The sequence below is a fragment of the Microbacterium alkaliflavum genome (assembly GCF_044325405.1).
GTDB classification, from domain to species: Bacteria; Actinomycetota; Actinomycetes; order Actinomycetales; family Microbacteriaceae; genus Microbacterium; species Microbacterium alkaliflavum.
Window position 1 is genome coordinate 132,147 of record NZ_JBIQWL010000002.1, and the last position, 20,330, is coordinate 152,476.

18 protein-coding genes and 1 pseudogene are annotated in these 20,330 nt (G+C 71.2%); 5 read left to right on the plus strand and 14 right to left on the minus strand.

Going from position 1 to position 20,330, the window contains the following annotated elements; translation table 11 throughout:
* Together efp and ACH3VR_RS05605 are read right to left on the minus strand one after the other, a co-directional pair.
* Entirely contained in the window at positions 1–561 is a 561-nt protein-coding gene (gene efp, locus ACH3VR_RS05600; RefSeq protein WP_396639783.1) for an elongation factor P, read from the minus strand.
* Between the two features lie 93 nt (positions 562–654).
* Entirely contained in the window at positions 655–1,257 is a 603-nt protein-coding gene (locus ACH3VR_RS05605; RefSeq protein ID WP_396639784.1) for a TetR/AcrR family transcriptional regulator, read from the minus strand.
* A 75-nt stretch (positions 1,258–1,332) separates the two neighbouring features.
* Here ACH3VR_RS05605 and ACH3VR_RS05610 point away from each other — a divergent pair, with 75 nt between their 5' ends.
* Positions 1,333–2,775 carry an MDR family MFS transporter gene (locus tag ACH3VR_RS05610; protein ID WP_396639785.1) on the plus strand — a complete coding sequence of 481 codons (1,443 nt, stop codon included), beginning with the start codon at positions 1,333–1,335 and terminating at the stop codon, positions 2,773–2,775.
* Between the two features lie 134 nt (positions 2,776–2,909).
* On the opposite strand, the gene aroQ is transcribed toward ACH3VR_RS05610, so the two are convergent.
* Complete coding sequence (aroQ, locus tag ACH3VR_RS05615) at positions 2,910–3,365, minus strand: type II 3-dehydroquinate dehydratase (RefSeq protein ID WP_396639786.1); 456 nt, start codon at positions 3,363–3,365, stop codon at positions 2,910–2,912.
* Positions 3,362–5,194, minus strand: a complete 1,833-nt coding sequence (locus tag ACH3VR_RS05620; RefSeq protein WP_396639787.1) for a bifunctional sugar phosphate isomerase/epimerase/4-hydroxyphenylpyruvate dioxygenase family protein — start codon at positions 5,192–5,194, stop codon at positions 3,362–3,364. The genes aroQ and ACH3VR_RS05620 overlap by 4 nt, the downstream gene beginning before the upstream one ends.
* Before the next feature lie 84 nt (positions 5,195–5,278).
* On the opposite strand from ACH3VR_RS05620, the gene ACH3VR_RS05625 reads away from it, so the two are divergent.
* The 3 genes and pseudogenes from ACH3VR_RS05625 (at position 5,279) to ACH3VR_RS05635 (ending at position 8,269) form a co-directional block, all read left to right on the plus strand.
* The gene (locus tag ACH3VR_RS05625; protein WP_396639788.1) at positions 5,279–5,911 is read left to right on the plus strand and encodes a TetR/AcrR family transcriptional regulator; all 633 of its coding nucleotides are present in this window, start codon (positions 5,279–5,281) and stop codon (positions 5,909–5,911) included.
* 133 nt (positions 5,912–6,044) lie between these two features.
* Positions 6,045–6,920 carry a shikimate dehydrogenase gene (locus tag ACH3VR_RS05630; RefSeq protein ID WP_396639789.1) on the plus strand — a complete coding sequence of 292 codons (876 nt, stop codon included), beginning with the start codon at positions 6,045–6,047 and terminating at the stop codon, positions 6,918–6,920.
* A gap of 24 nt (positions 6,921–6,944) precedes the next feature.
* A pseudogene (locus ACH3VR_RS05635) lies at positions 6,945–8,269 on the plus strand (MFS transporter).
* An 83-nt stretch (positions 8,270–8,352) separates the two neighbouring features.
* Here the strand turns inward: ACH3VR_RS05635 and aroB are convergent.
* From aroB to ACH3VR_RS05685, 10 genes are all read right to left on the minus strand, one after another.
* Entirely contained in the window at positions 8,353–9,435 is a 1,083-nt protein-coding gene (gene aroB / locus ACH3VR_RS05640) for a 3-dehydroquinate synthase (RefSeq protein ID WP_396639790.1), read from the minus strand.
* Positions 9,432–9,995: a shikimate kinase gene (locus tag ACH3VR_RS05645; RefSeq protein WP_396639791.1), complete on the minus strand. Its 564-nt coding sequence runs from the start codon at positions 9,993–9,995 to the stop codon at positions 9,432–9,434. The genes aroB and ACH3VR_RS05645 overlap by 4 nt, the downstream gene beginning before the upstream one ends.
* A complete protein-coding gene (gene aroC, locus ACH3VR_RS05650) occupies positions 9,995–11,224 on the minus strand; it encodes a chorismate synthase (RefSeq protein WP_396639792.1) in 1,230 nt (409 codons plus the stop codon). The genes ACH3VR_RS05645 and aroC overlap by 1 nt, the downstream gene beginning before the upstream one ends.
* Before the next feature lie 4 nt (positions 11,225–11,228).
* Positions 11,229–12,092: a shikimate dehydrogenase gene (locus ACH3VR_RS05655; protein ID WP_396639793.1), complete on the minus strand. Its 864-nt coding sequence runs from the start codon at positions 12,090–12,092 to the stop codon at positions 11,229–11,231.
* Entirely contained in the window at positions 12,065–14,128 is a 2,064-nt protein-coding gene (gene mltG, locus ACH3VR_RS05660) for an endolytic transglycosylase MltG (RefSeq protein WP_396639794.1), read from the minus strand. Before mltG ends, ACH3VR_RS05655 begins: the two co-directional genes overlap by 28 nt.
* Positions 14,129–14,130: 2 nt before the next feature.
* The gene (ruvX, locus tag ACH3VR_RS05665) at positions 14,131–14,604 is read right to left on the minus strand and encodes a Holliday junction resolvase RuvX (protein WP_396639795.1); all 474 of its coding nucleotides are present in this window, start codon (positions 14,602–14,604) and stop codon (positions 14,131–14,133) included.
* Positions 14,601–17,261 (minus strand): alanine--tRNA ligase, encoded by a 2,661-nt coding sequence (gene alaS / locus ACH3VR_RS05670; RefSeq protein WP_396639796.1) that lies wholly within the window; start codon positions 17,259–17,261, stop codon positions 14,601–14,603. The genes ruvX and alaS overlap by 4 nt, the downstream gene beginning before the upstream one ends.
* A gap of 67 nt (positions 17,262–17,328) precedes the next feature.
* Positions 17,329–17,646 (minus strand): ATPase, encoded by a 318-nt coding sequence (locus ACH3VR_RS05675; RefSeq protein ID WP_396639797.1) that lies wholly within the window; start codon positions 17,644–17,646, stop codon positions 17,329–17,331.
* Between the two features lie 96 nt (positions 17,647–17,742).
* Complete coding sequence (gene rpsD, locus ACH3VR_RS05680; RefSeq protein WP_396639798.1) at positions 17,743–18,372, minus strand: 30S ribosomal protein S4; 630 nt, start codon at positions 18,370–18,372, stop codon at positions 17,743–17,745.
* 208 nt (positions 18,373–18,580) lie between these two features.
* A complete protein-coding gene (locus ACH3VR_RS05685; protein ID WP_396639799.1) occupies positions 18,581–19,903 on the minus strand; it encodes a replication-associated recombination protein A in 1,323 nt (440 codons plus the stop codon).
* Between the two features lie 115 nt (positions 19,904–20,018).
* On the opposite strand from ACH3VR_RS05685, the gene ACH3VR_RS05690 reads away from it, so the two are divergent.
* Positions 20,019–20,318, plus strand: a complete 300-nt coding sequence (locus ACH3VR_RS05690; protein ID WP_396639800.1) for a dioxygenase — start codon at positions 20,019–20,021, stop codon at positions 20,316–20,318.
* The last annotated feature ends 12 nt before the right edge of the window (positions 20,319–20,330 follow it).

The window sequence follows — 20,330 nt, forward strand, 5'->3', positions numbered from 1 at the left end:
TCAGTTCACGCGGCCGAGGTAGTCGCCCGTGCGCGTGTCGACCTTGACCTTGGTGCCGGTCTCGAGGAACAGCGGAACCTGGATCTCGTAGCCCGTCTCGACGGTTGCGGGCTTCGTGCCGGCCGACGAGCGGTCGCCCTGGAGGCCCGGCTCGGTGTACGTGATCTCGAGCACGACGGAGGCCGGCAGCTCGACGTAGAGCGGGTTTCCGTTGTTGAGGGCGATCTGCACCTGCTGGTTCTCGAGCAGGAAGTTCTTCGCGTCGCCCACGGTCGCGGCGCCGACCGTCAGCTGGTCGTAGTCCGCGACATCCATGAAGACGAAGCCCTCGCCGTCGTTGTACAGGTACGTGAAGTCGCGGCGGTCGACGTTCTCGATCTCGATCTTCGCGCCGGCGTTGTACGTGCGGTCGACGACCTTGCCGGAGACGACGTTCTTGAGCTTGGTTCGGACGAACGCACCACCCTTGCCGGGCTTGACGTGCTGGAACTCGATGACGCTCCAGAGCTGCCCGTCGATGCTGAGGACGACGCCGTTCTTGATGTCTGCGGTCGATGCCATGGCTGAAGAAGTCCGTTTCGTGTCAGGGGGTCGGTCGCGCAGGCGCGGAAGACCGACGTTCGATTCTACGGGATGCCGCACCCGACCCCGCGATCAGCCCCGCCGCGGCGGGGCGACGAGGGGCAGGAACACCTCGTCGACGATGGCGACGATGTCGTCGTCGCTGGGCGGCGCCGCCGTCATGAGCACGTCGTGGCGGTACAGGTCGGTGGCGACGGTGCGCACGCGCGGGGTGAGCCGGTCGGGGTCGACCTCGCCGCGCGCGATCGCGCGCTTCAGGATCGTGTCGAGCGACGTGCCGGCGCGGTCGCCGAACGCCTCGCGGCGGACGTCGGCGAACGTGCGGCCCGACTCGGAGTAGTAGGCGCCCATGAAGACGCTCATGACGGGGGCGATGACGGCGTTGCGGTGATTCGCGCCGCGCAGGAGCTCGATGAGGTCCTCGCGGAGGCTCCCCGTGTCGGGCGGCTCCGTGCGTCCTTGATTGAGCCCGAACATGAGCGTGGCCTTGAGGAGCTCGTCGCGGTCCGCCCAGCGCCGGTAGATGACGGAGCGACTCGTCTCGGCGCGCTCGGCGACGGCGTCGATCGTGAAGCCGTAGTACCCGCTGTTGAGCAGCTGCGCCCAGCCCGCGGCGAGGATCGCGTCCTCCAGCTCCTTGCCGCGGCGGCGCGTCTGCGTCTCTTCAAGAGCCATTTGTGTATCTTATCGGCTCGGCGTACACTCGGGGCGATAGAGATACATATCTGTATCTTATTGAGGAGCACTCTCGTGACCACCGTCCCCGCCGCTCCGGCCGTCCCGCGCCGCGCCATCGTCACCGCCCTTGTGCTCGTGGTCGGTGGGCTCGCCGTCATCTTCGACAGCACGATCATGAGCATCGCGCTCAAGACGCTGTCGATCGACCTCGGCGTGCCGGTCAGCACGATCCAGTGGGTGACGACGGCGTACCTGCTCGCGCTCGGCGTCGCGATCCCCGTCGTGGGGTGGGCGCAGGCGCGCGTCGGCGGCAAGCGCCTCTGGATGATCGCCCTGACGATCTTCCTCATCGCGTCGATCCTGTGCAGCCTCGCGTGGGACGCGCCGAGCCTCATCGCCTTCCGGGTGCTGCAGGGCATCGGCGGCGGCCTGATGATGCCGCTCATGGCGACGCTCGCGATCCAGCAGGTGCCAGGCGGAGTGGGCCTCGGGCGGCTCATGGCGATGGTGAGCCTCCCCGCCGCGCTCGGCCCCATCCTCGGCCCCACGATCGGCGGCCTCATCCTCAGCTTCGCCGACTGGCGCTGGCTGTTCTGGGTGAACGTCCCGTTCTGCGTCGCAGGGCTGCTCCTGGCGTGGCGGTTCATCCCCGCCGACGCCCCGCGCGGCAAGCCGGTGCTCGACTGGGTCGGCCTCGTGCTCGTCTCCCCCGCCCTCGTCGGCATCCTGTACGGCCTGTCCAACGTCAGCCAGGACGGCGGGTTCGCGCGTCCCGACGTCTGGATCCCCGTGGCCGTGGGACTCGTGCTCATGACCGCGTTCGTCGTGACCCAGGTCCGCCGCCCGAACGGCGCGCTCGTCGACGTCGGGCTGCTGCGCCGTCGCTCCGTCGCATCGTCGTCGGCCGTGCTCTTCCTGTCGGGCGCGTCGCTCTACGGCGCGATGCTGCTGCTGCCGCTGTACTTCCAGATCGTGCGCGGTCTCGACCCGCTCGGGGCGGCGCTCATGCTCGTGCCGCAGGGCGTCGGCGCCCTCCTCAGCCGCACACTTGCGGGCCGGTTCACCGACTCGATCGGCGCGAGGTTCGTCGCGATCGCGGGCTTCGTCATCATGGGCGCCGCGACGATCCCCTTCGCCATGGCGGATGGGGCGACCAACCAGTGGTGGCTCATGGCCGTGCTGCTCGTTCGCGGCTTCGGCATGGGCGCCGTCATGATCCCCGTGATGTCGGTCGCCTTCCTCGGCCTCGAGCACGACGAGGTGCCGCACGCGAGCATCATCACGCGCCTCACGCAGCAGCTCGGCGGCGCCTTCGGCACGGCGCTCCTCGCGGTCGTCCTCGAGCTCGCGACGGACGGTGCGACGACGGCGGCGGATGTCGCGGCCGGCTTCGTCGTCGCGTTCTGGACGGCGGTCGGGTTCACTGTCGTCGCGATCGGGGTCTGCTTCGCCCTGCCGGCCAGGCCCGCGCCCGTCCCGGCCTCCGCGCCCCCGGCGGTCGCCGAGCCCGCCTGACCCTCTGCCCGTGAGCCTCCACTGGGCTGCCGACCACGCGGGTGACACCCATGTGCTCGGCAGTCGGGTGGAGGCTCACGGTCTTCGTCCGCGGGCCGGGAGGGACCGGGATGCCCGGGATGCCCGGGATGCCGTCAGTCGGTCTGGCCGGTGATGACGGCGATGAGGCGGGCCACCGCGGTCGCGTAGCCGTGGACGCCCTCGCCGATGACGTGCACGACGGCGACGTCGGCGACGTACGAGTGGTGGCGGAACTCCTCGCGCTTCATGACGTCGGAGATGTGCACCTCGGCGACGGGGAGGGCCACGCCCGACAGGGCGTCGCGCAGCACGACGGAGGTGTGCGTCAGGCCGCCGGGGTTGATCACGATGCCCGCGCACTCTTCGCGCGCCGCGTGGATGGCGTCGAGCAGGACGCCTTCGTGGTTGCTCTGCACGGCCCGCAGCTCGAAGCCGCGCGCCGCCGCGGCATCCCTCGCGATGCGCTCGACGTCGGCGAGCGTCTCGGTGCCGTACACCTCGGGCTCGCGGACGCCCAGGAGGTTCAGGTTGGGTCCGTTGACGAGCAGGATCCGGCGCGGAGCGGTCATGCTCGCACGATATCAGCGGGCTCCGCACCCGCCTGCTGCGCGGAGAGCCGTACGGGTGCATTGCCGGCGCCGTAGCCGTCGTATCGGCCGCGCCGCTCGACGAATTCGCAGAACAGGTCGCCGACCGTGGCCGTGTAGAAGTGCAGGTATTCGCCGTCCGCGTCGCGGTCGTACACGAGGTCGAGCTCTTTCAGCGTCGCAAGGAAGGCGTCATCGAGGTCGAAGCGGGCCGCCAGGTCGTCGTAGTAGTTCTGCGGGATCGGGAGGGGCGACAGGCCACGGGCCCGCGCCGCGCGGGCGAGCGCGACGATGTCGTCGCACGCGAACGCGACGTGCTGCGGAAGTGCCGCGCGGCGTCCGGACAGGATCGGCGGAGAGACGTTGAGCGGGATGCGGATCGACCCGTCCGGCGACTGGATGACGCGGCTCTGCACGAGGCCCTGCGGGCTCGCGACCTCCGTCGAACTCGCTGTCGGAAGCTCCAGCACCGAGGCGAAGAACAGGATGGCCTCGTCGATCACCTGCCACGGCTGGCCGAGGCTCACGTGGTCGATGCCCACGACGGGGCTGTCGCGGACGGATGCCCCGTGCTCGAACTCCGCCGCCCACGCAGGCTCGCCGCCGCCGTCGCCCTGCGGGGCCCAGTAGATCTCGGTGCCGTCCGGCGCGACGGCCCCGTCGAGCGCCTGCTCCCCCGCGTACGTCCGGCGGTACGCGAACGGCGTGCCGAGCTCGCCGGCACGCGCCGTCAGCGCCGCGGGGTCGGAGACCGCGAAGCCGAGCGCGGCGAGGTGGGGGTCGAGCCCGCGCGCGTGCTGCTCGTTGAGCACGACGCGCGCAGCGCCCGCAGTCCACAGCGTGACGGGCTTCGTGCGGTGCTTGCCGCGGGGCGTGAACCCCACCGTCTCGAGCAGCGCCTCGATGCTCGAGGTGTCCTCGGCCTTGATCTCGACGAAGTCGAATGCGGCCGGTGCGCCGGCGCCGGGAAGCGGTGCGAAGCCGGCCTCCGCGCCGAGCTCGCGGGCGACGGCATCCTCGAGCCAGCGGAGGGACCGGCGTGCGTGCACGGCGGTGCTGCGCACGTCCGTCTGCCGGAACGTGTCGTTGAACACCTCGAGCGACACGGGGCCCGTGTAGCCGGCGCGCACGACGTGCGTCAGGAAGCGCGTCAGGTCGAAGCTGCCCTCGCCCGGGAAGAGCCGGTGGTGCCGGCTCCACGACAGGACGTCCATCGACAGCGCGGGGGCGTCGGCGAGCTGCAGGAAGAAGATCTTCTCGCCGGGGATCTGCTCGATCGCGGCGGGGTCGTGGCCGCGCGAGAGGATGTGGAACGAGTCGAGGCACACGCCGACTGCCGGGTGGTCGGCGAGTCGGGCGATGCGCCACGCCCGGCGATAGTCGTCGACGAATCGCCCCCAGGCGAGGGCTTCGAAGGCGATCCGGATGCCGTATCCCCGCGCGAGCTCGCCGAGACGGCGCAGCTGCGACGCCGACACCTCGTCGTCGTCGATCGTCGCGGTGGCGACGTTGCTGCAGCACAGCACGACGTCGATGCCGAGGCGCTGCATGAGGCCGAACTTGGCCTCGGCGCGGCGCAGGACGTCGCGGAAGGCATCCTCGTCCACTCCCTCCACGTCGCGCATGGGCTGGTACAGGTCGAGCGTGAGACCCAGGCGTGCGGCGAGCGCACGGATCTCCTCGGGGCTCTCGGGCGCCGCGATGAGGTCGGGCTCGAAGATCTCGACGCCGTCGAAGCCCGCGGATGCCGCCGCGTGGAGCTTCTCGGCGAGCGTCCCGCTCAAGCACACCGTCGCGATCGAGGTCTTCATGCGCCACAATGTACCAGTTAGTACATTGTGGCGCACTCCCCTGTTTCCGCGGATCGGCGAAAGGTGCCGACTATCCTGACAACCGTGCCCCCCGTATCGCGTGACGCCGAGCGGACGCGAGCCGAGCTCCTCGCCGTGGCGACCGAGGTCTTCGCCGAGGAGGGCTACTCGGGCGCTCGCGTCGACGACATCGCCGAGCGCACGCGCACGACGAAGCGGATGATCTACTACTACTTCGGCGGCAAGGAGCAGCTGTACCTCGCGGTGCTCGAGAACGCCTACCAGGGGATCCGCGAGGCCGAGCGCGCGATCGACGTGGACCACACGGATCCCGTCGCGGCCATCCGCCAGCTCGCCGAGCTCACGTTCGACCACCACGTGACCCACGACGCGTTCATCCGCCTCGTCGCGATCGAGAACATCCACCGCGGCGAGTTCATCCGGCGGATCGACTCGCTGCGCACGCTGGCCCAGCCCGCCAAGACCCTGCTCGACGAGATCCTCGAGCGCGGCCGTGCCGCCGGGGTCTTCCGGGCCGACGTCGACGCGATCGATGTGCACCTCGTGATCAGTGCCTACTGCGTCTTCCAGATCGCGAACCAGTACACGTTCGGGTACCTCTTCGACATGTCCTTCACCGACCCCGAACGCCGCCGCCACCTGCGCGGCCTCATCGGCGACGTCGTCGTGGGCTGGCTGACCGCGCCCCAGGCGTAGTCGCCCACGCCGCGACGCGGCATCCCTCCACTCGCGAGCCCACACTCCACAGCGCGTCCCTTGACAGCGCCTCTCACTCGTGGTTTCCTCTGAACGTACCAGTTAGTACATTGTGGTCGGACGAAGGAGTGCCATGACCCAGACCCCGCCCTATCTCGTGGGGCTCGTCGGAACGGGTGTGACGCCATCGCTCACGCCCGCCATGCACATGGCGGAGGCTCGCGCCCTCGGCCTCGACTACGTGTACCGCACGATCGACCTCACGACCCTCGGCCTCGCCCCGGACCAGCTGCCCGACATCCTCACGTGGGCGCGGCGCCTGGGCTTCGACGCCCTCAACATCACCCACCCGTGCAAGCGCCTCGTCGTGGAATACCTCGACCGCATCGACCCGATCGCCGCCGCCCTCGGCTCGGTCAACACCGTGCTGTTCACCGAGGACGGTCAGGTCGGCTACAACACCGACACGACCGGATTCGAGACCGCGTTCCGCACGGGCCTTCCGGGCGCACCCGTCGACCATGTCACGATGCTCGGCGCGGGCGGGGCCGGCTCCGCCGTCGCCGACGCGCTGCTGCGGGTCGGCACGCGCCGCCTCACCGTCGTCGACCTCGACGGCGGCCGCGCGGAGGAGCTCGCGACCGACCTCGCCGGGCGCCACGCGGCCGACGTCGACTTCGCTGCGCCCGACGCGCTCCCCCGCCTGCTCGCGTCGGCGTCGGGCCTCGTGCACTGCACGCCGACGGGCATGAAGGAGCACCCCGGCACCCCGTTCTCCCCCGATCTCCTGCGGCCCGATCTCTGGGTCGCCGACATCGTCTACCGCCCCCTCGACACGGCGCTGCTGCAGGCCGCGCGCGAGGCCGGCTGCGCGACGCTCGACGGCGGACGGATGGCGGTCCATCAGGCCGTCGACGCCTTCCGTCTCATCACGGGTCTGACCCCCGACCCCGACCGCATGATCCGCCACTTCCACAGCCTCGTTGCGCCGCACGAGGTTCTCGCCTAAGACTCCTGAGAGAAGGAAACCCCGATGACCACCACCGCAATGGCGCGGAAGACCCCCGTGAGGGCCGCAGTCGCGAGCTTCATGGGCAGCGCCGTCGAGTACTACGACTTCTTCCTGTACGGCTCGGCCGCAGCGCTCATCTTCCCGACCGTCTTCTTCCCCTCCGACGACCAGGCCGCGCTCATCATGTCGTTCGCGACCTTCGGCTTCGCCTACATCGCGCGCCCCTCGGCGCCGTCATCCTGGGACACTTCGGCGACCGCATCGGCCGCCAGAAGGTCCTCATGTTCACACTCCTGCTGATGGGCATCTCGACCTTCGCCATCGGCTGCATCCCCGGCTTCGACATGATCGGCTGGGCCGCTCCCGCGATCCTCGTGCTCTGCCGGCTCCTGCAGGGCCTGTCGGCGGCGGGTGAGCAGGCGGGCGCCTCATCGCTCACGCTCGAGCACGCGCCGGACGATCGCCGGTCGTTCTTCACATCGTGGACCCTGACCGGCACGCAGGGCGGCCAGATCCTCGCGGCACTCGTGCTCATCCCCGTCGTGGCGCTGCCCGACGAGATCAAGTACACGTGGGGCTGGCGGGTGCCGTTCTGGCTGAGCGCCGTCGTCGTGCTCGTCGCGTGGCTCATCCGCCGGACGCTGCACGAGACTCCCGAGTTCGAGCAGACGAAGGCCGAGGGACGGATCGCGCGGATGCCGCTGCTCCCCCTCCTGCGCGACCACTGGCGGGACGTGCTGCGCGTCATCTGCTGCGCCTTCATCGCCGCCGTCTCGACCGTGTTCGGCAACCTCGCCATCGCCTACGGCGTCGAGGTCGGACTCGACGCGGCCATCACGCTGTGGCTCGTCGTCGCCGCGAACTTCGTCGCACTCGGCACGCAGCCCCTGTTCGGCATGCTCGCCGACCGCATCGGCCGCAAGCCGGTCTTCATCTACGGCGCCCTGTCTTCGGCGGTGTTCATGCCCTTCTACATGCTGTCGATGGGCGCGGGGAACGCCTTCGTGACGTTCCTCCTCGCGGTCGTCACCTTCTCGTTCGGCTACGCCGCCGCCAACGCCGTGTGGCCCTCGTTCTACGGCGAGATGTTCTCGACCCGCGTGCGCTTCTCCGGCATGGCGATCGGCACGCAGCTCGGCTTCCTCATGGCCGGCTTCGCGCCCTCGATCGTCGCGGCGCTCGGCGGCGTGCAGCAGGGCGGCTGGGTCGTCATCAGCGCCTTCACCGCCGTCATCTCGATCATCGCGACGATCAGCGCCCTGACGGCGCGGGAGACCAAGAACGTCCCGACGGCTCAGCTCGGGGTCGCCTCGGAGCACCGTCACGACCTCGTTCCCGCCGTCTGAGTCCGAGCCCCGAGGCCCCGTCCCGCATCGTGCGGAACGGGGCCTCGTGCATGGTTGGGGACGGTGGATGCCGCGGCGCGGCGTCAGCCCGAGACCTCCTGGTACGCGGCGAACAGCAACGACTCGTCGGGGGCCTGCAGCACCGTCGGCTTGGCGATGTCGTCGAGCACGATGAAGCGCAGCATCCCGCCGCGGCTCTTCTTGTCGCGCTGCATCGTCGCCAGCAGCTGGGGCCACGCCCCCGCCCGGTACGAGGTCGGCAGGCCCAGGGTCTCGAGGATGTCGCGATGGCGCTGGGCCGCGGCATCCGGAAGCCGTCCGGCGAGGCGCGAAAGCTCGGCGGCGAACAGCATGCCGACCGAGATGGCGGCGCCGTGGCGCCAGCGGTAGCGCTCGGCGTGCTCGATCGCGTGCCCCAGCGTGTGGCCGTAGTTGAGGATCTCGCGCAGGCCCGCCTCGCGGAGGTCCTCCCCCACGACGCGCGCCTTCATGTCGATCGCGAGCTCGATCGAGCGCCGGAAGGCGGGGCTCGCCGGGTCGACGGCGGCGGTGGGATCGGCCTCGATGAGGTCGAGGATCTCGGGCGCCCAGATGAACCCGGCCTTGACGACCTCGGCGAACCCGGCCGTGCGCTCGTTGACCGAGAGCCCGTCGAGCAGCTCGAGGTCGCACACGACGGCCGTCGGCGGCCAGAAGGCGCCCACGAGGTTCTTGCCCTCCGCCGTGTTGATGCCGGTCTTGCCGCCCACGGCGGCGTCGACCATGCCGAGCACGGTCGTCGGCACCTGCACGACCGCGACGCCGCGCAGCCAGGTCGCCGCGACGAAGCCTGCGAGATCGGTCACCGCTCCCCCGCCGAATCCGACGATGGCGTCGGTCCGGGTGAAGTCGGCCTGCCCGAGGATCTGCCAGCAGAACGCGGCGACCTCGACGCGCTTGCCCTGCTCGGCGTCGGGGATCTCGGCGATGAGCACCTCGCGCGCGCCGTCGGCCAGCAGCCGCTCGCGCAGGCTCGCGGCCTGCGCCGCGAGGGTCGGCGGGTGGATGACGAGCACCTTGCGTGCCGAGGCGGGGATCGCCTCGCCGACGCGGTCCAGGATGCCGCGGCCCACGGTCACGTCGTACGGCTGGTCTCCGGCGACCGTGATGGTCGTGAGGTCGGTCACTTCGTCTCCTCGCTCAAAACCCCGAATGCGCCGTCGGCGGCGGGCTGCTGTCCGCGGACCCACGCGACGATGTCCGCGACGACGAGCGCGAGCGGACCGGACGACGTGTCGAACGTGACGTCGGCGACCTCTTCGTAGAGGGGCTTGCGCGCCGCCATGATGGTCTGCCAGCGCGCGACGGGGTCGTCGTCGGTCGCGAGGAGCGGACGCGCCTCGCCCTGGATGCGCGAGCGCACGATGTGGGGTGCGACCGTCAGCAGCACGACGCGGTGCGCCGCGAGGTCGTGGCGCGTGTCGGCGTTCAGCACGGCTCCGCCGCCGAGCGCGACGACGCCGCCACGGGCCAGCGCCTCGCCGACGGCCGCGCGCTCGATCTCGCGGAAGCGGGTCTCGCCCTGGGTCGCGAAGAGGTCGGCGATGGCGCCGTGATCGCGCACGACGATGCTGTCGGTGTCGGTGAACGTCACGCCGAGCTCACGCGCGACGCGACGGCCGATGCTGGTCTTGCCCGCGCCCATGGGGCCGACGAGGACGATCGCCGCGGTGGTGCCCTCCGCCATCAGGACGAGAGCTCGTGCTCGAGCAGCGCCGCCTCCGACGCCGGCGTCGTGCGCAGCGACTCGGGGATGGCGGCGAGGTAGCTCTCGAGGTTGCGCCGCGTCTCGCGCACGCTGTCGCCGCCGAACTTCTCGAGCACGGCGTCGGCGAGCACGATGGCGACCATCGCCTCGGCGACGACGCCGGCTGCGGGCACGGCGCACACGTCGGAGCGCTGGTGGTGCGCCGCCGCGGTGTCGCCCGTCGCGACATCGACCGTGCGCAGGGCGTGCGGCACGGTCGCGATCGGCTTCATGCCGGCGCGCACGCGCAGGACGGTGCCCGTCGACATGCCGCCCTCCGTGCCGCCCGCGCGGTCGGACCCTCGCGAGATGCCGGCGTCGGTCGCGAAGAGCTCGTCGTGCGCCTGCGAGCCGCGGCGCGTCGTCGTGAGGAAGCCGTCGCCGACCTCGACGCCCTTGATCGCCTGGATGCCCATGAGCGCCTGGGCGAGCTTGCCGTCGAGGCGGCGGTCCCACTGCACGTGCGAGCCGAGCCCTGGCGGCAGGCCGTACGCGAGCACCTCGACGATGCCGCCGAGCGTGTCGCCGTCCTTGCGGGCGTCGTCCACCTCGGCGACCATCCGCTCGCTCGTGGCGGCGTCGAAGCAGCGCAGCGGATCGGCGTCGAGCGCGTCCACGTCGTCGGGCGTCGGCAGCGCGGCGTCCTTCGGGACGCGCACCGGCCCGATCGAGAGGGTGTGGCTGACGAGGCGGATGCCGAGCTCGCCGAGGAACCCGCGCGCGACGGCGCCGAGGGCGACGCGCGCGGCCGTCTCACGGGCGCTCGCACGCTCGAGGATCGGGCGGGCCTCGTCGAAGTCGTACTTCTGCATGCCGACGAGGTCGGCGTGGCCGGGCCGCGGTCGCGTGAGGGCCGCGCCGCGTCCGCGCGACTTGTCGGTGAGCTCGACGGGCTCGGGGCTCATGACCTCGACCCACTTCGGCCACTCGGTGTTGCCGATGCGCAGTGCGATGGGGCTGCCAAGCGACAGGCCGTGGCGCACGCCGCCGGAGATCGTGAGCTCGTCCTCCTCGAACTTCATGCGCGAGCCGCGGCCGTAGCCGAGCTTGCGGCGCGCGAGATCCGCCTGGATGGCGGCGCGCGAGATCGGGACGCCGGACGGCAGACCTTCCATGAGGGCGACGAGTTCGGGGCCGTGCGATTCGCCGGCCGTGAGCACGCGGAGCATTGCTCTAGTCTCCCATGATCGCCGAGCGCATCGCGGCGAGGGCCTCCTCCTCACCGTCCAGAGGCTGGTCGACCTCGCCGGTGATGAAGATCCGCACCTGCAGGAGGGCTTGGTGCAGCAGCATCCCGAGACCCGAGACGGCGGGATGCCCCGCCCGCTCCCACGCGGACGACAGCGCCGTCGGCCAGTGGCCGTAGACGACGTCCATGAGCAGGCCGCCCGCCGACGCGAGGGCATCGGCGGCGGCATCCGTCACGGGTGCATCGCCGGGAAGGGTCGCGATCGTGACGGGCACCGGTGAGGGAACGGATGCCGCGAACGGCGCCGCCTGGACCGCGACGCCGAGCCGGTCGCCCAGCTCGGCGAGCGGCACGACCGCCTCGGGCCTGCGGGCGACGACCTCGACGCGCCGTGCGCCGAGCTCGGCGAGGGCGACGAGGGCCGAGGTCGCCGTCGCACCCGCGCCGACGATGCGCGCCTCTTCGAGGTCGTCGACACCCTCTTCGCCGAGCGCGCGGACGATCCCGCCGATGTCGGTGTTGAAGCCGTGCGGCCCCTCGGGATCGAGGAGCAGCGTGTTGACGGCGCCCGTCAGCTCGGCGCGGCGATCGCGCACGCGCGCCGCCTCGAACGCGACGCCCTTGAGCGGCATCGTGAGCGAGAGCCCGCGGAAGCGCTCGTCGAGCGAAGCGAGCTCGCCGGCGAACGAGGTCTCCGAGACCTGTCGGCGCGTGTACGTCCAGTCGAGCCCGAGCACGCGATAGGCGGCGCCGTGCAGCTGCGGGGAGCGGCTGTGCGCGATGGGGTCGCCCCACACCTCGAGCCGCGTCGCCGTGCCGGTCAGCACTTGCCCGGATTGGCGGCGCACCACTCCTGCCACTGCTTCACTGCCTTCTCGTGGTCCTGGACGTTCGTCGTGAACACTGTCTCGCCCGTGTCGGGGTTGACCGTGACGAAGTAGAGCCACGGCCCGTCGGCGGGATGCATCGCGGCGTCGATGGCCTTGTCGCCGGCGTTGGCGATCGGACCCTTCGGCAGGCCGGGATGCTTGTACGTGTTCCACGGGTTGTCGTCGTCGAGCGCCGCCTGCGACGACGACACCGTGCCGTCGTGCATCTCGCCGTAGCCGTACTGCGCCGTGGAGTCCATCTGCAGCAGGCCGAACGTCTGGTCGTTGTTCGGGTCGAGGCGGTTCTCGATGACGCGCGAGACCTTGTAGAAGTCGTCTTCGAAGCGCGCCTCGCGCTGGATGATCGACGCGATCGTGAGGACGCGCTGGCGGTCTTCGGCAGGCACGCCGGCCGCGTCGAGCGACTGCACGGTGCGATCGACCATGGTCTGGATGATCTGCGGCGCCGTGGCTCCCGGGTCGAACGTGTACATCGCGGGGAACAGCCAGCCCTCGAGGCTGTCGGCCTGCACTCCGTACGCGGACGGATCCTGTACAGCGGCCTGGAGATCCGCCAGCGGCACGCCGACGCCCTCCGAGACGATCGGCAGGATCTGGTCGACCGTGAGGCCTTCTCGCAGAAGTGCCGAGTTCTCCAGCTTGTTCGCCGGATCCTGCAGCGCCGTCAGCGCGGCATCCGAGGTCATCTTCTGCTGCAGCTTGTACACGCCCGGATAGAAGGTCGGGTTCTGGCCGGACTTCACGAGCATGTCGTAGAACGCGTCGGAGGTCTTGGTCACCCCGGCGTTGTACAGCGACGTCGAGATCGTGCTGCCCGTGTCGCCGGACGAGATCGTGACGAGCGCCTCACCCGAGGCCTGTCCGGCCTCGTAGTCCTTCGGCTCCTCCCAGCCCATGAACGCGCGGATCTTGTCCTCGTAGGTGTTCCACACCCACAGCCCGCCGGCGGCGACGCCGCCGAGGATCAGCAGGACGATGCCGAGCGCGATCCAGCCGCCCACGCGACGGCGTCGCTTGTTCGGCGGCGGCGGAACGCGGCCGATCTCGTCGGACGACGCTGTGCCCGTGAAGAGGTCCTCGAGGCTCGCCGACGGCGCGACGGGGCGCGACTCGCGCGCCGCGGGAGCGCTCTCCTGCGGCGTGGGCGCCGGCACCGCCGCCGCGGCGGGCGCGAGGAGGTCGTCGAAGGAGGTCACCGGCAGGATGGCCGTCGCCGGCAGGGATGCCTCGGCGGGCGTCTCGTCGGCAGGCTCGGCTGTCGGGTCGGTGGATGCCTCGCCCGCCGCGTCGTCCGTCGGCGGCGTCGCCGGACCCGATGCCGGCGGCGGCGTCGGGCCTGAGGCCGTGGGCGGTGTCGTCGTGGGCGTCTCGCCCGTCAACGTCTGCGATGCGCGTGCTTCGCGCGCGGCCCGCCGGCTCAGCGGTGGGGCGGCCGGCGGCTCGCCTGTCGGCGTCGGGCCGGTCTGGCCGCCGGACGCGGCAGGACCGCCGGGCGTGCCGCCGGGAGCCGACCCGGTCGGAAGGTCGCCGCCGGAGCCCGAGCTCGCCGGAATGCCGGATGCGGAGTTCGCCGGGTCGCCGGGGGCCGAGCTCGCCGGAATGCCGGATGCGGAGTTCGCCGGGCCGCCGGGGGCCGAGTTCGCCGGGCCGCCGGGGGCGGCGTTCGTGGGAGGGCCGGCGGGCGGGATCGACGCGGAGGGGATGGGGCCGCTGATCGTCGAATCCGGGACGAAGCCCGCAGGCGTGGCATCCGCCGCTGTCGCCATGGCCACCGGCGCGGCAACCGCACCGCCGATCGGCTCGGCGATGGAGAACGGGGTCAGCCGCGGCGTCGCGGGGCGTGCAGCGTAGTCGTACTCGATGTCCTCGGGGCCCGGTTCGGGAGCAGGCGTGCGGCGCGGACCGGGGATCTCCCCGCCGCGCGACCGCGGATCGGGAAGCTTGCCGAACAGATCCGCGAACGGATCGTCGTACGGCGAGGACGAGCGGGGCATTGTCAGGCGGGCTCCTGGGCCGGGGGTACGGGGGTTCCGGGCGGCCGCCCCGAGTTCATCTCGACATCGAGTGCCTGCTGGAGCAGCACCACTGCGGCGACCTGGTCGACAATCCTACGAGACTGACGCTGTGTCTTGCCCGAACCGCGCAGGGCCGAGTGCGCCGAGACGGTGCTGAGCCGCTCGTCGACGAGCCGCACGGGCAGGCCGGAGGCCCCCGCCAGGGCCGCCGCGAACTCCCGCGCGTCGGCCGTCGACGGCGTGTCGGCGCCGCTCAGGCTGATGGGCAGCCCCACGACGAGCTCGACCGCCTCGTGCTCGCGCGCGAGCTCGACGACCCTCGTGATCGACGCGTCGTCCCGGGTCACCGTCTCGACAGGTGTCGCGAGCATGCCGTCGGGGTCGCAGCGTGCGACCCCGACGCGGGCCTTGCCCACGTCGATCCCCAGGCGCACCCCGCGGCGGAATCCGCTCACGCTGCTCCGAGGGCGTCCTTCACGGCCCCGAGCGCCGACGGCAGGGCCGCGGCATCCGTTCCGCCGCCCTGGGCGACGTCGTCGCGTCCGCCGCCGCCACCGCCGAGGGCGGTTGCCGCGGCCTTGGCGAGCACGCCCGCCTTGGCGCCGGCGGCGCGGGCCGCCTCGTTGGTCACGACGACCACGACGGGCCGATCGCCCACCGCCGCACCGAGCGCGACGACAGCCGCGTCGGAGCCGAGCCGGTCCCGCACCTGCAGGGCGAGCGAGCGCACATCGTCGGCCGATGCCGCCGTGCCGAGGGACTCCGCGACGACCCGGTACGTACCGACCGTCGTCGCGCCGCCCGCGAGCGCGGGCAGGCGATCGGCGAGGGCGCGCGATTCGAACTGCGCGATCTTCTTCTCGGCGGCCTTCAGGCTCGCCTGAAGCTCGGCGATGCGCGCGGGCAGCTGCTCGCGCGGCGTCTTGAGCGTCGAGGTCAGCTGCGAGACGAGGGCGCGCTCGGCGGCGAGCGACCGGAACGCGTCGAGTCCGACGAGGGCCTCGACGCGGCGGTTCGACGCGCCGACCGACGACTCGCCGACGAGGCTGATGAGGCCGACTTCGGAGCTCGTCGACACGTGCGTGCCGGCGCACAGCTCGCGCGACCACGGGCCGCCGATGTCGACCATGCGCACCGTCTCGCCGTATTTCTCGCCGAACAGGGCCATGGCGCCGGCCGCCTTCGCCTCGTCGAGGGCCAGCACGCGCGTGGTCACCTCGAGGTTGTCGCGCACGGCGTTGTTCGAGATCTCCTCGATCTCGCTCTTCGTCGCGTCGGACAGGGCCTGCCCCCAGGCGAAGTCGAAGCGCATGTAGCCGGCGCGGTTGAGCGATCCAGCCTGCGTGGCCGTCTTGCCGAGCGTGTCGCGCAGCGCGGCGTGCACGAGGTGCGTGGCGGAGTGCGCCTGGCGCGCGGCGCGCCGGTTGGCGGCATCCACCACCGTCGTCGCAGCCTGGCCCACGCCGACCTCGCCGGTGGTCACCTCGACCGTGTGGCTCACGAGGCCCGGCACGGGCTTCTGCACGTCGAGCACCTCGAGCTCGTAGCCCGGGCCGACGATGACGCCCTTGTCGGCGACCTGGCCGCCCGACTCGGCGTACAGCGCCGTCTCGGCGAGGATCACCTCGGCGATCTGCCCCGTCGTCGCGCGGTCGACGGACACGCCGTCGACGAGGAGGCCGAGCACGCTCGACTCGGTCTCGAGGTCGGTGTAGCCCGTGAAGACGGTCTCTCCCTGCGCCCGGAGGTCGCGGTACACGCTGGTGTCGGCGAGCTGGCGCTTGCGCGCCTTCGCGTCGGCCTTCGCGCGCGCCCGCTGCTCCTGCATGAGCGTGTCGAACGCGTTGCGGTCGACCGTGAGGCCGGCCTCCTCGGCGATCTCGAGCGTCAGGTCGATCGGGAAGCCGTAGGTGTCGTGCAGGAGGAAGGCCTCGGCACCGGCGATCCTCGTGCCTCCCGACGCCTTGGTCTGCGCCACCGACTCGTCGAGGATCGTCGAGCCCGCCGCGAGCGTGCGAAGGAACGTCTCCTCCTCCGCGAGGGCGTACTGCGAGATGCGCTGCCAGTCGGTCTCGACGACGGGGTACGCCTCCTTCATCGCGTCGCGCGAGGTGGTGAAGAGCTCGGCGAACGTCGGGCCGTCGACGCCCAGCAGTCGCATCGAGCGGATTGCGCGTCGCATGAGACGGCGGAGGATGTAACCGCGGCCGTCGTTGGAGGGCGTCACGCCGTCGGAGAGCAGCATGAGCGACGAGCGCACATGGTCGGCGACGACGCGGAAGCGCACGTCGTCTTCGTGGTTTGCGCCGTACGTGCGGCCCGACAGGGCGACGGCGCGGTCGAGGACGGGGCGGACCTGATCCGTCTCGTACATGTTGTCGACGCCCTGCTTGATGAAGGCCACGCGCTCCAGGCCCATGCCCGTGTCGATGTTCTTCGCCGGCAGCTCGCCCACGATGTCGAAGTCGTACTTCGAGCGCACATTGGTGATCTCGTACTGCATGAACACGAGGTTCCAGATCTCGACGTAGCGGTCGTCGTCGGTCGCGGGACCGCCGTCGATGCCGTACGCGGGGCCGCGGTCGAAGAAGATCTCCGAGCAGGGGCCGGCGGGGCCGGGCAGCCCCGTGCTCCAGTAGTTCGTGTCCTTGCCGAGCCGCTGGATGCGGTCCTCCGAGACGCCCGCGACGGACTGCCACAGGCCGTACGCCTCGTCGTCCTCCTCATAGACGGTGACCCACAGATCCGCGGGATCGAAGGCGAGGCCGCCCTCCTCCTCGGGTGAGGTCAGCAGCGTCCATGCGAAGCGGATCGCGCCTTCCTTGAAGTAGTCCCCGAACGACCAGTTGCCGAGCATCTGGAAGAAGGTGCCGTGGCGCGGCGTCTTGCCGACTTCTTCGATGTCGTTCGTGCGGATGCACTTCTGGTTGTCGGCCGCACGCGGGTACGGCGAGGGGACGTCGCCCGACAGGTACGGGATGAACGGGACCATGCCCGCGACGGTGAACAGCAGGGCCGGGTCGTCGGTGACGAGCGACGCCGAGGGGACGATGGTGTGCCCGTTCTTCTCGAAATAGTCGAGAAAGCGGCGGGCGATCTCCGCGGTCTTCATTGCGTGTGGATTCCTCGAGGGCGAGCGACGTCGACCCCGGCGCACGGGGTCACGGAGCGAGCGGGTTTCAGTCGGTGAGCTTCTGGGCGGCGGTCTTCGCGGCGTCGACGGCGTCGGATGCCGCATCCTGTGCGGAGTCGATGGCATCGGATGCCGCGTCCTGCACGGCGGCGAACGCGTCGCCGGCGGCATCCCGAGCCGTCTCGAAGGCGTCGCCGAAGCGGGCCTCCTGCTCGCGGTACGCGTCGCCGATGCGGTCGGTGAACTCGCTGATGCGCGCATCGAGCTCGGCGAGGAGCTCGTGGCCGCGCGGGTCCTTGTTCACGAGGTGTGCGACGACGAAACCGCCGATGACGCCGACCAGGAACCACAGGACGTTCTTCATGTCACCACTCCTCGGCCGCGGTCGCGGCATCCCCCCATCGTAGGCGGAAACGACGAAGGGCGCCGGGTTCTCCCGACGCCCTTCGTGCTCGCTCGATCAGCGGGCGGCGTAGTACTCGACGACGAGCTGGACCTCGCACACCACGGGGACCTCGGCGCGCTTCGGGCGACGCACGAGGCGCGCCTGCAGCTTGTCGAGCTCGACCTCGAGGTAGCCCGGAACGGGGGGCAGGACCTCGGCGTGACCGCCGAGCGCCGCCACCTGGAAGGGCTCGAGGCCCTCGCTCTTGGCCTTGACGTGGATGAGCTGGCCCGGCTTCACGCGGAACGACGGGCGGTCGACGAGCTGGCCGTCGACGAGGATGTGACGGTGCACGACGAGCTGGCGGGCCTGCGCGGTCGTGCGGGCGAAGCCGGCGCGGAGCACGAGGGCGTCCAGACGCATCTCGAGCTGCTCGACGAGGTTCTCACCCGTCAGGCCGTCCTTGCGGCGGGCCTCTTCGAACTGGATGCGCAGCTGCTTCTCGCGGATGCCGTACTGCTCGCGCAGACGCTGCTTCTCGCGGAGGCGGACGGCGTAGTCGCTGTCGGCCTTGCGCTTCGTGCGGCCGTGCTCGCCCGGAGCGTAGGGACGCTTCTCGAGGTAGCGGGCGGCCTTGGGGGTCAGTGCGACGCCGAGGGCGCGCGAGAGACGCACCTTGCGGCGGTCCTGGGACTTCGTTGCCACGAAGTGTTCCTTCCGATGACGCGGCCGTGTCGTTCACGGCTCGCGGACGTATCGCCTGTCTTCGCCCTGTCCGGGCTGCACGTCGGGGCATGCCGGAAGGTGGTACAGAAGAGAGGGGATGCCCGAAAACCCGGTTTCGAGCCGATCAAGTCTATCAGACCGGTCCCTGATCCCCTGATGAGGGGCGGGATGCCTCGCCCGGCCGGTCTCACTCGCCCGCGATGATGCGGCGGATCTTCTCGAGGCGGGCTTGCACGTCGCGTTCCTGGCCGTGACTGGTCGGCTCGTAGTAGCGGCGGCCCTTCAGCTCGTCGGGCAGGTACTGCTGCGCGACGACCCCGATCTCGGTGTCGTGCGGATACACGTATCCCTTGCCGTGGCCGAGCCGCTTGGCACCCGGATAGTGCGCGTCGCGCAGGTGCACCGGCACGCGGCCGAAGCCGCCGGCGCGCACGTCCTCGATCGCCTTGTTGATCGCCAGGTAGGCGGCGTTCGACTTCGCCGTCGTGGCGAGGTACGCCGTCGCCTCGGCGAGCGGGATGCGGCCCTCGGGCATGCCGATGAACTGCACGGCGTCGGCTGCCGCCACCGCGAGGGGCAGCGCCTGCGGGTCGGCGAGCCCGATGTCCTCGGACGCCGAGATGATGAGCCGGCGCGCGATGAAGCGCGGGTCCTCCCCCGCCTCGATCATGCGTGCGAGGTAGTGCATCGCGGCGTCGACGTCGGAGCCGCGGATCGACTTGATGAAGGCGCTGATGACGTCGTAGTGCTCGTCGCCCTGCCGGTCGTACCGCAGCAGCGCGCGGTCGACGGCCTGCGCCACGTCGTCGGCCGTGATCGAGATGACGTCGGCGGCATCGCTCGCCGCGATGGATGCCGCGGCCTCGAGCGCCGTCAGCGCGCGGCGTGCGTCGCCGGAAGCGAGTCGCACGAGAGCGTCACGGCCGTCGGGGAGGAGGGATGCCGCGCCCGCGAGCCCGCGGGGGTCTTCCAGGGCGCGGTCGACGAGCATCCCAAGGTCTTCGTCGGTGAGCGGCTTGAGGGTCAGCAGGAGCGAGCGCGACAGCAGCGGCGAGATGACGGAGAACGACGGGTTCTCGGTCGTCGCGGCGATCAGCACGACCCAGCCGTTCTCGACGCCCGGGAGCAGCGCGTCCTGCTGCGCCTTCGTGAAGCGATGGATCTCGTCGAGGAAGAGGATCGTGGACTGCCCGTAGAGGTCGCGCTGCGTGAGCGCCTCCTGCATGACCTCGCGGACGTCGCGCACCCCCGCAGTGATGGCGGACAGTTCGACGAAGCGCCTGCCCGACGAGCGCGCGATCGCCTGCGCCAGGGTCGTCTTGCCCGTGCCCGGCGGGCCCCACAGGATGACCGACGTCGCCGTGGCCGTGGCATCCGGATCGGCGAGCGCCACGAGGGGGGACCCGCGCCGCAGCAGGTGGGACTGCCCCGCGACCTCTTCCAGAGAGGTCGGCCGCATGCGCACGGCGAGGGGCGTCTGCCCCTGGAAGAGCGCGGCGGGCGAAGTCATCGTTCCAGGCTAGTCGGGGCCTGCGACGCGGGCGCCGCTGCGGTTTGTCGGGCTCGGGCGTGCCCCGTAGGATCATCCCGGCCCAGGACGTCGTCCGGCCAGACGAGGAGGCCCTGTGGCGACGGGTGGCAAGGACCGTGAGGCGCGCGAATCGCGCGAGCGGGCTCGCGTCTATCAGGCACGGCAGCAGCTGCACGAAGACCAGGCGCGTCGCCGGCGTCGCGACAATCTGCTGGCGGGCATCATCGGCGGCGTGCTGATCCTCGGCGTCATCGGCGCGCAGGCGGCGTACTTCCTGGTCGGTCCCGGCGCGCCCGAGCCCGTCCCGAGCGTCTCGCCGAGCGTCACACCGGCCCCGACCGACGCCCCGTCGCCGACGACCGACGAGACGCCCAGCCCGACGCCGAGCTCCTGACCCATCCCGCCG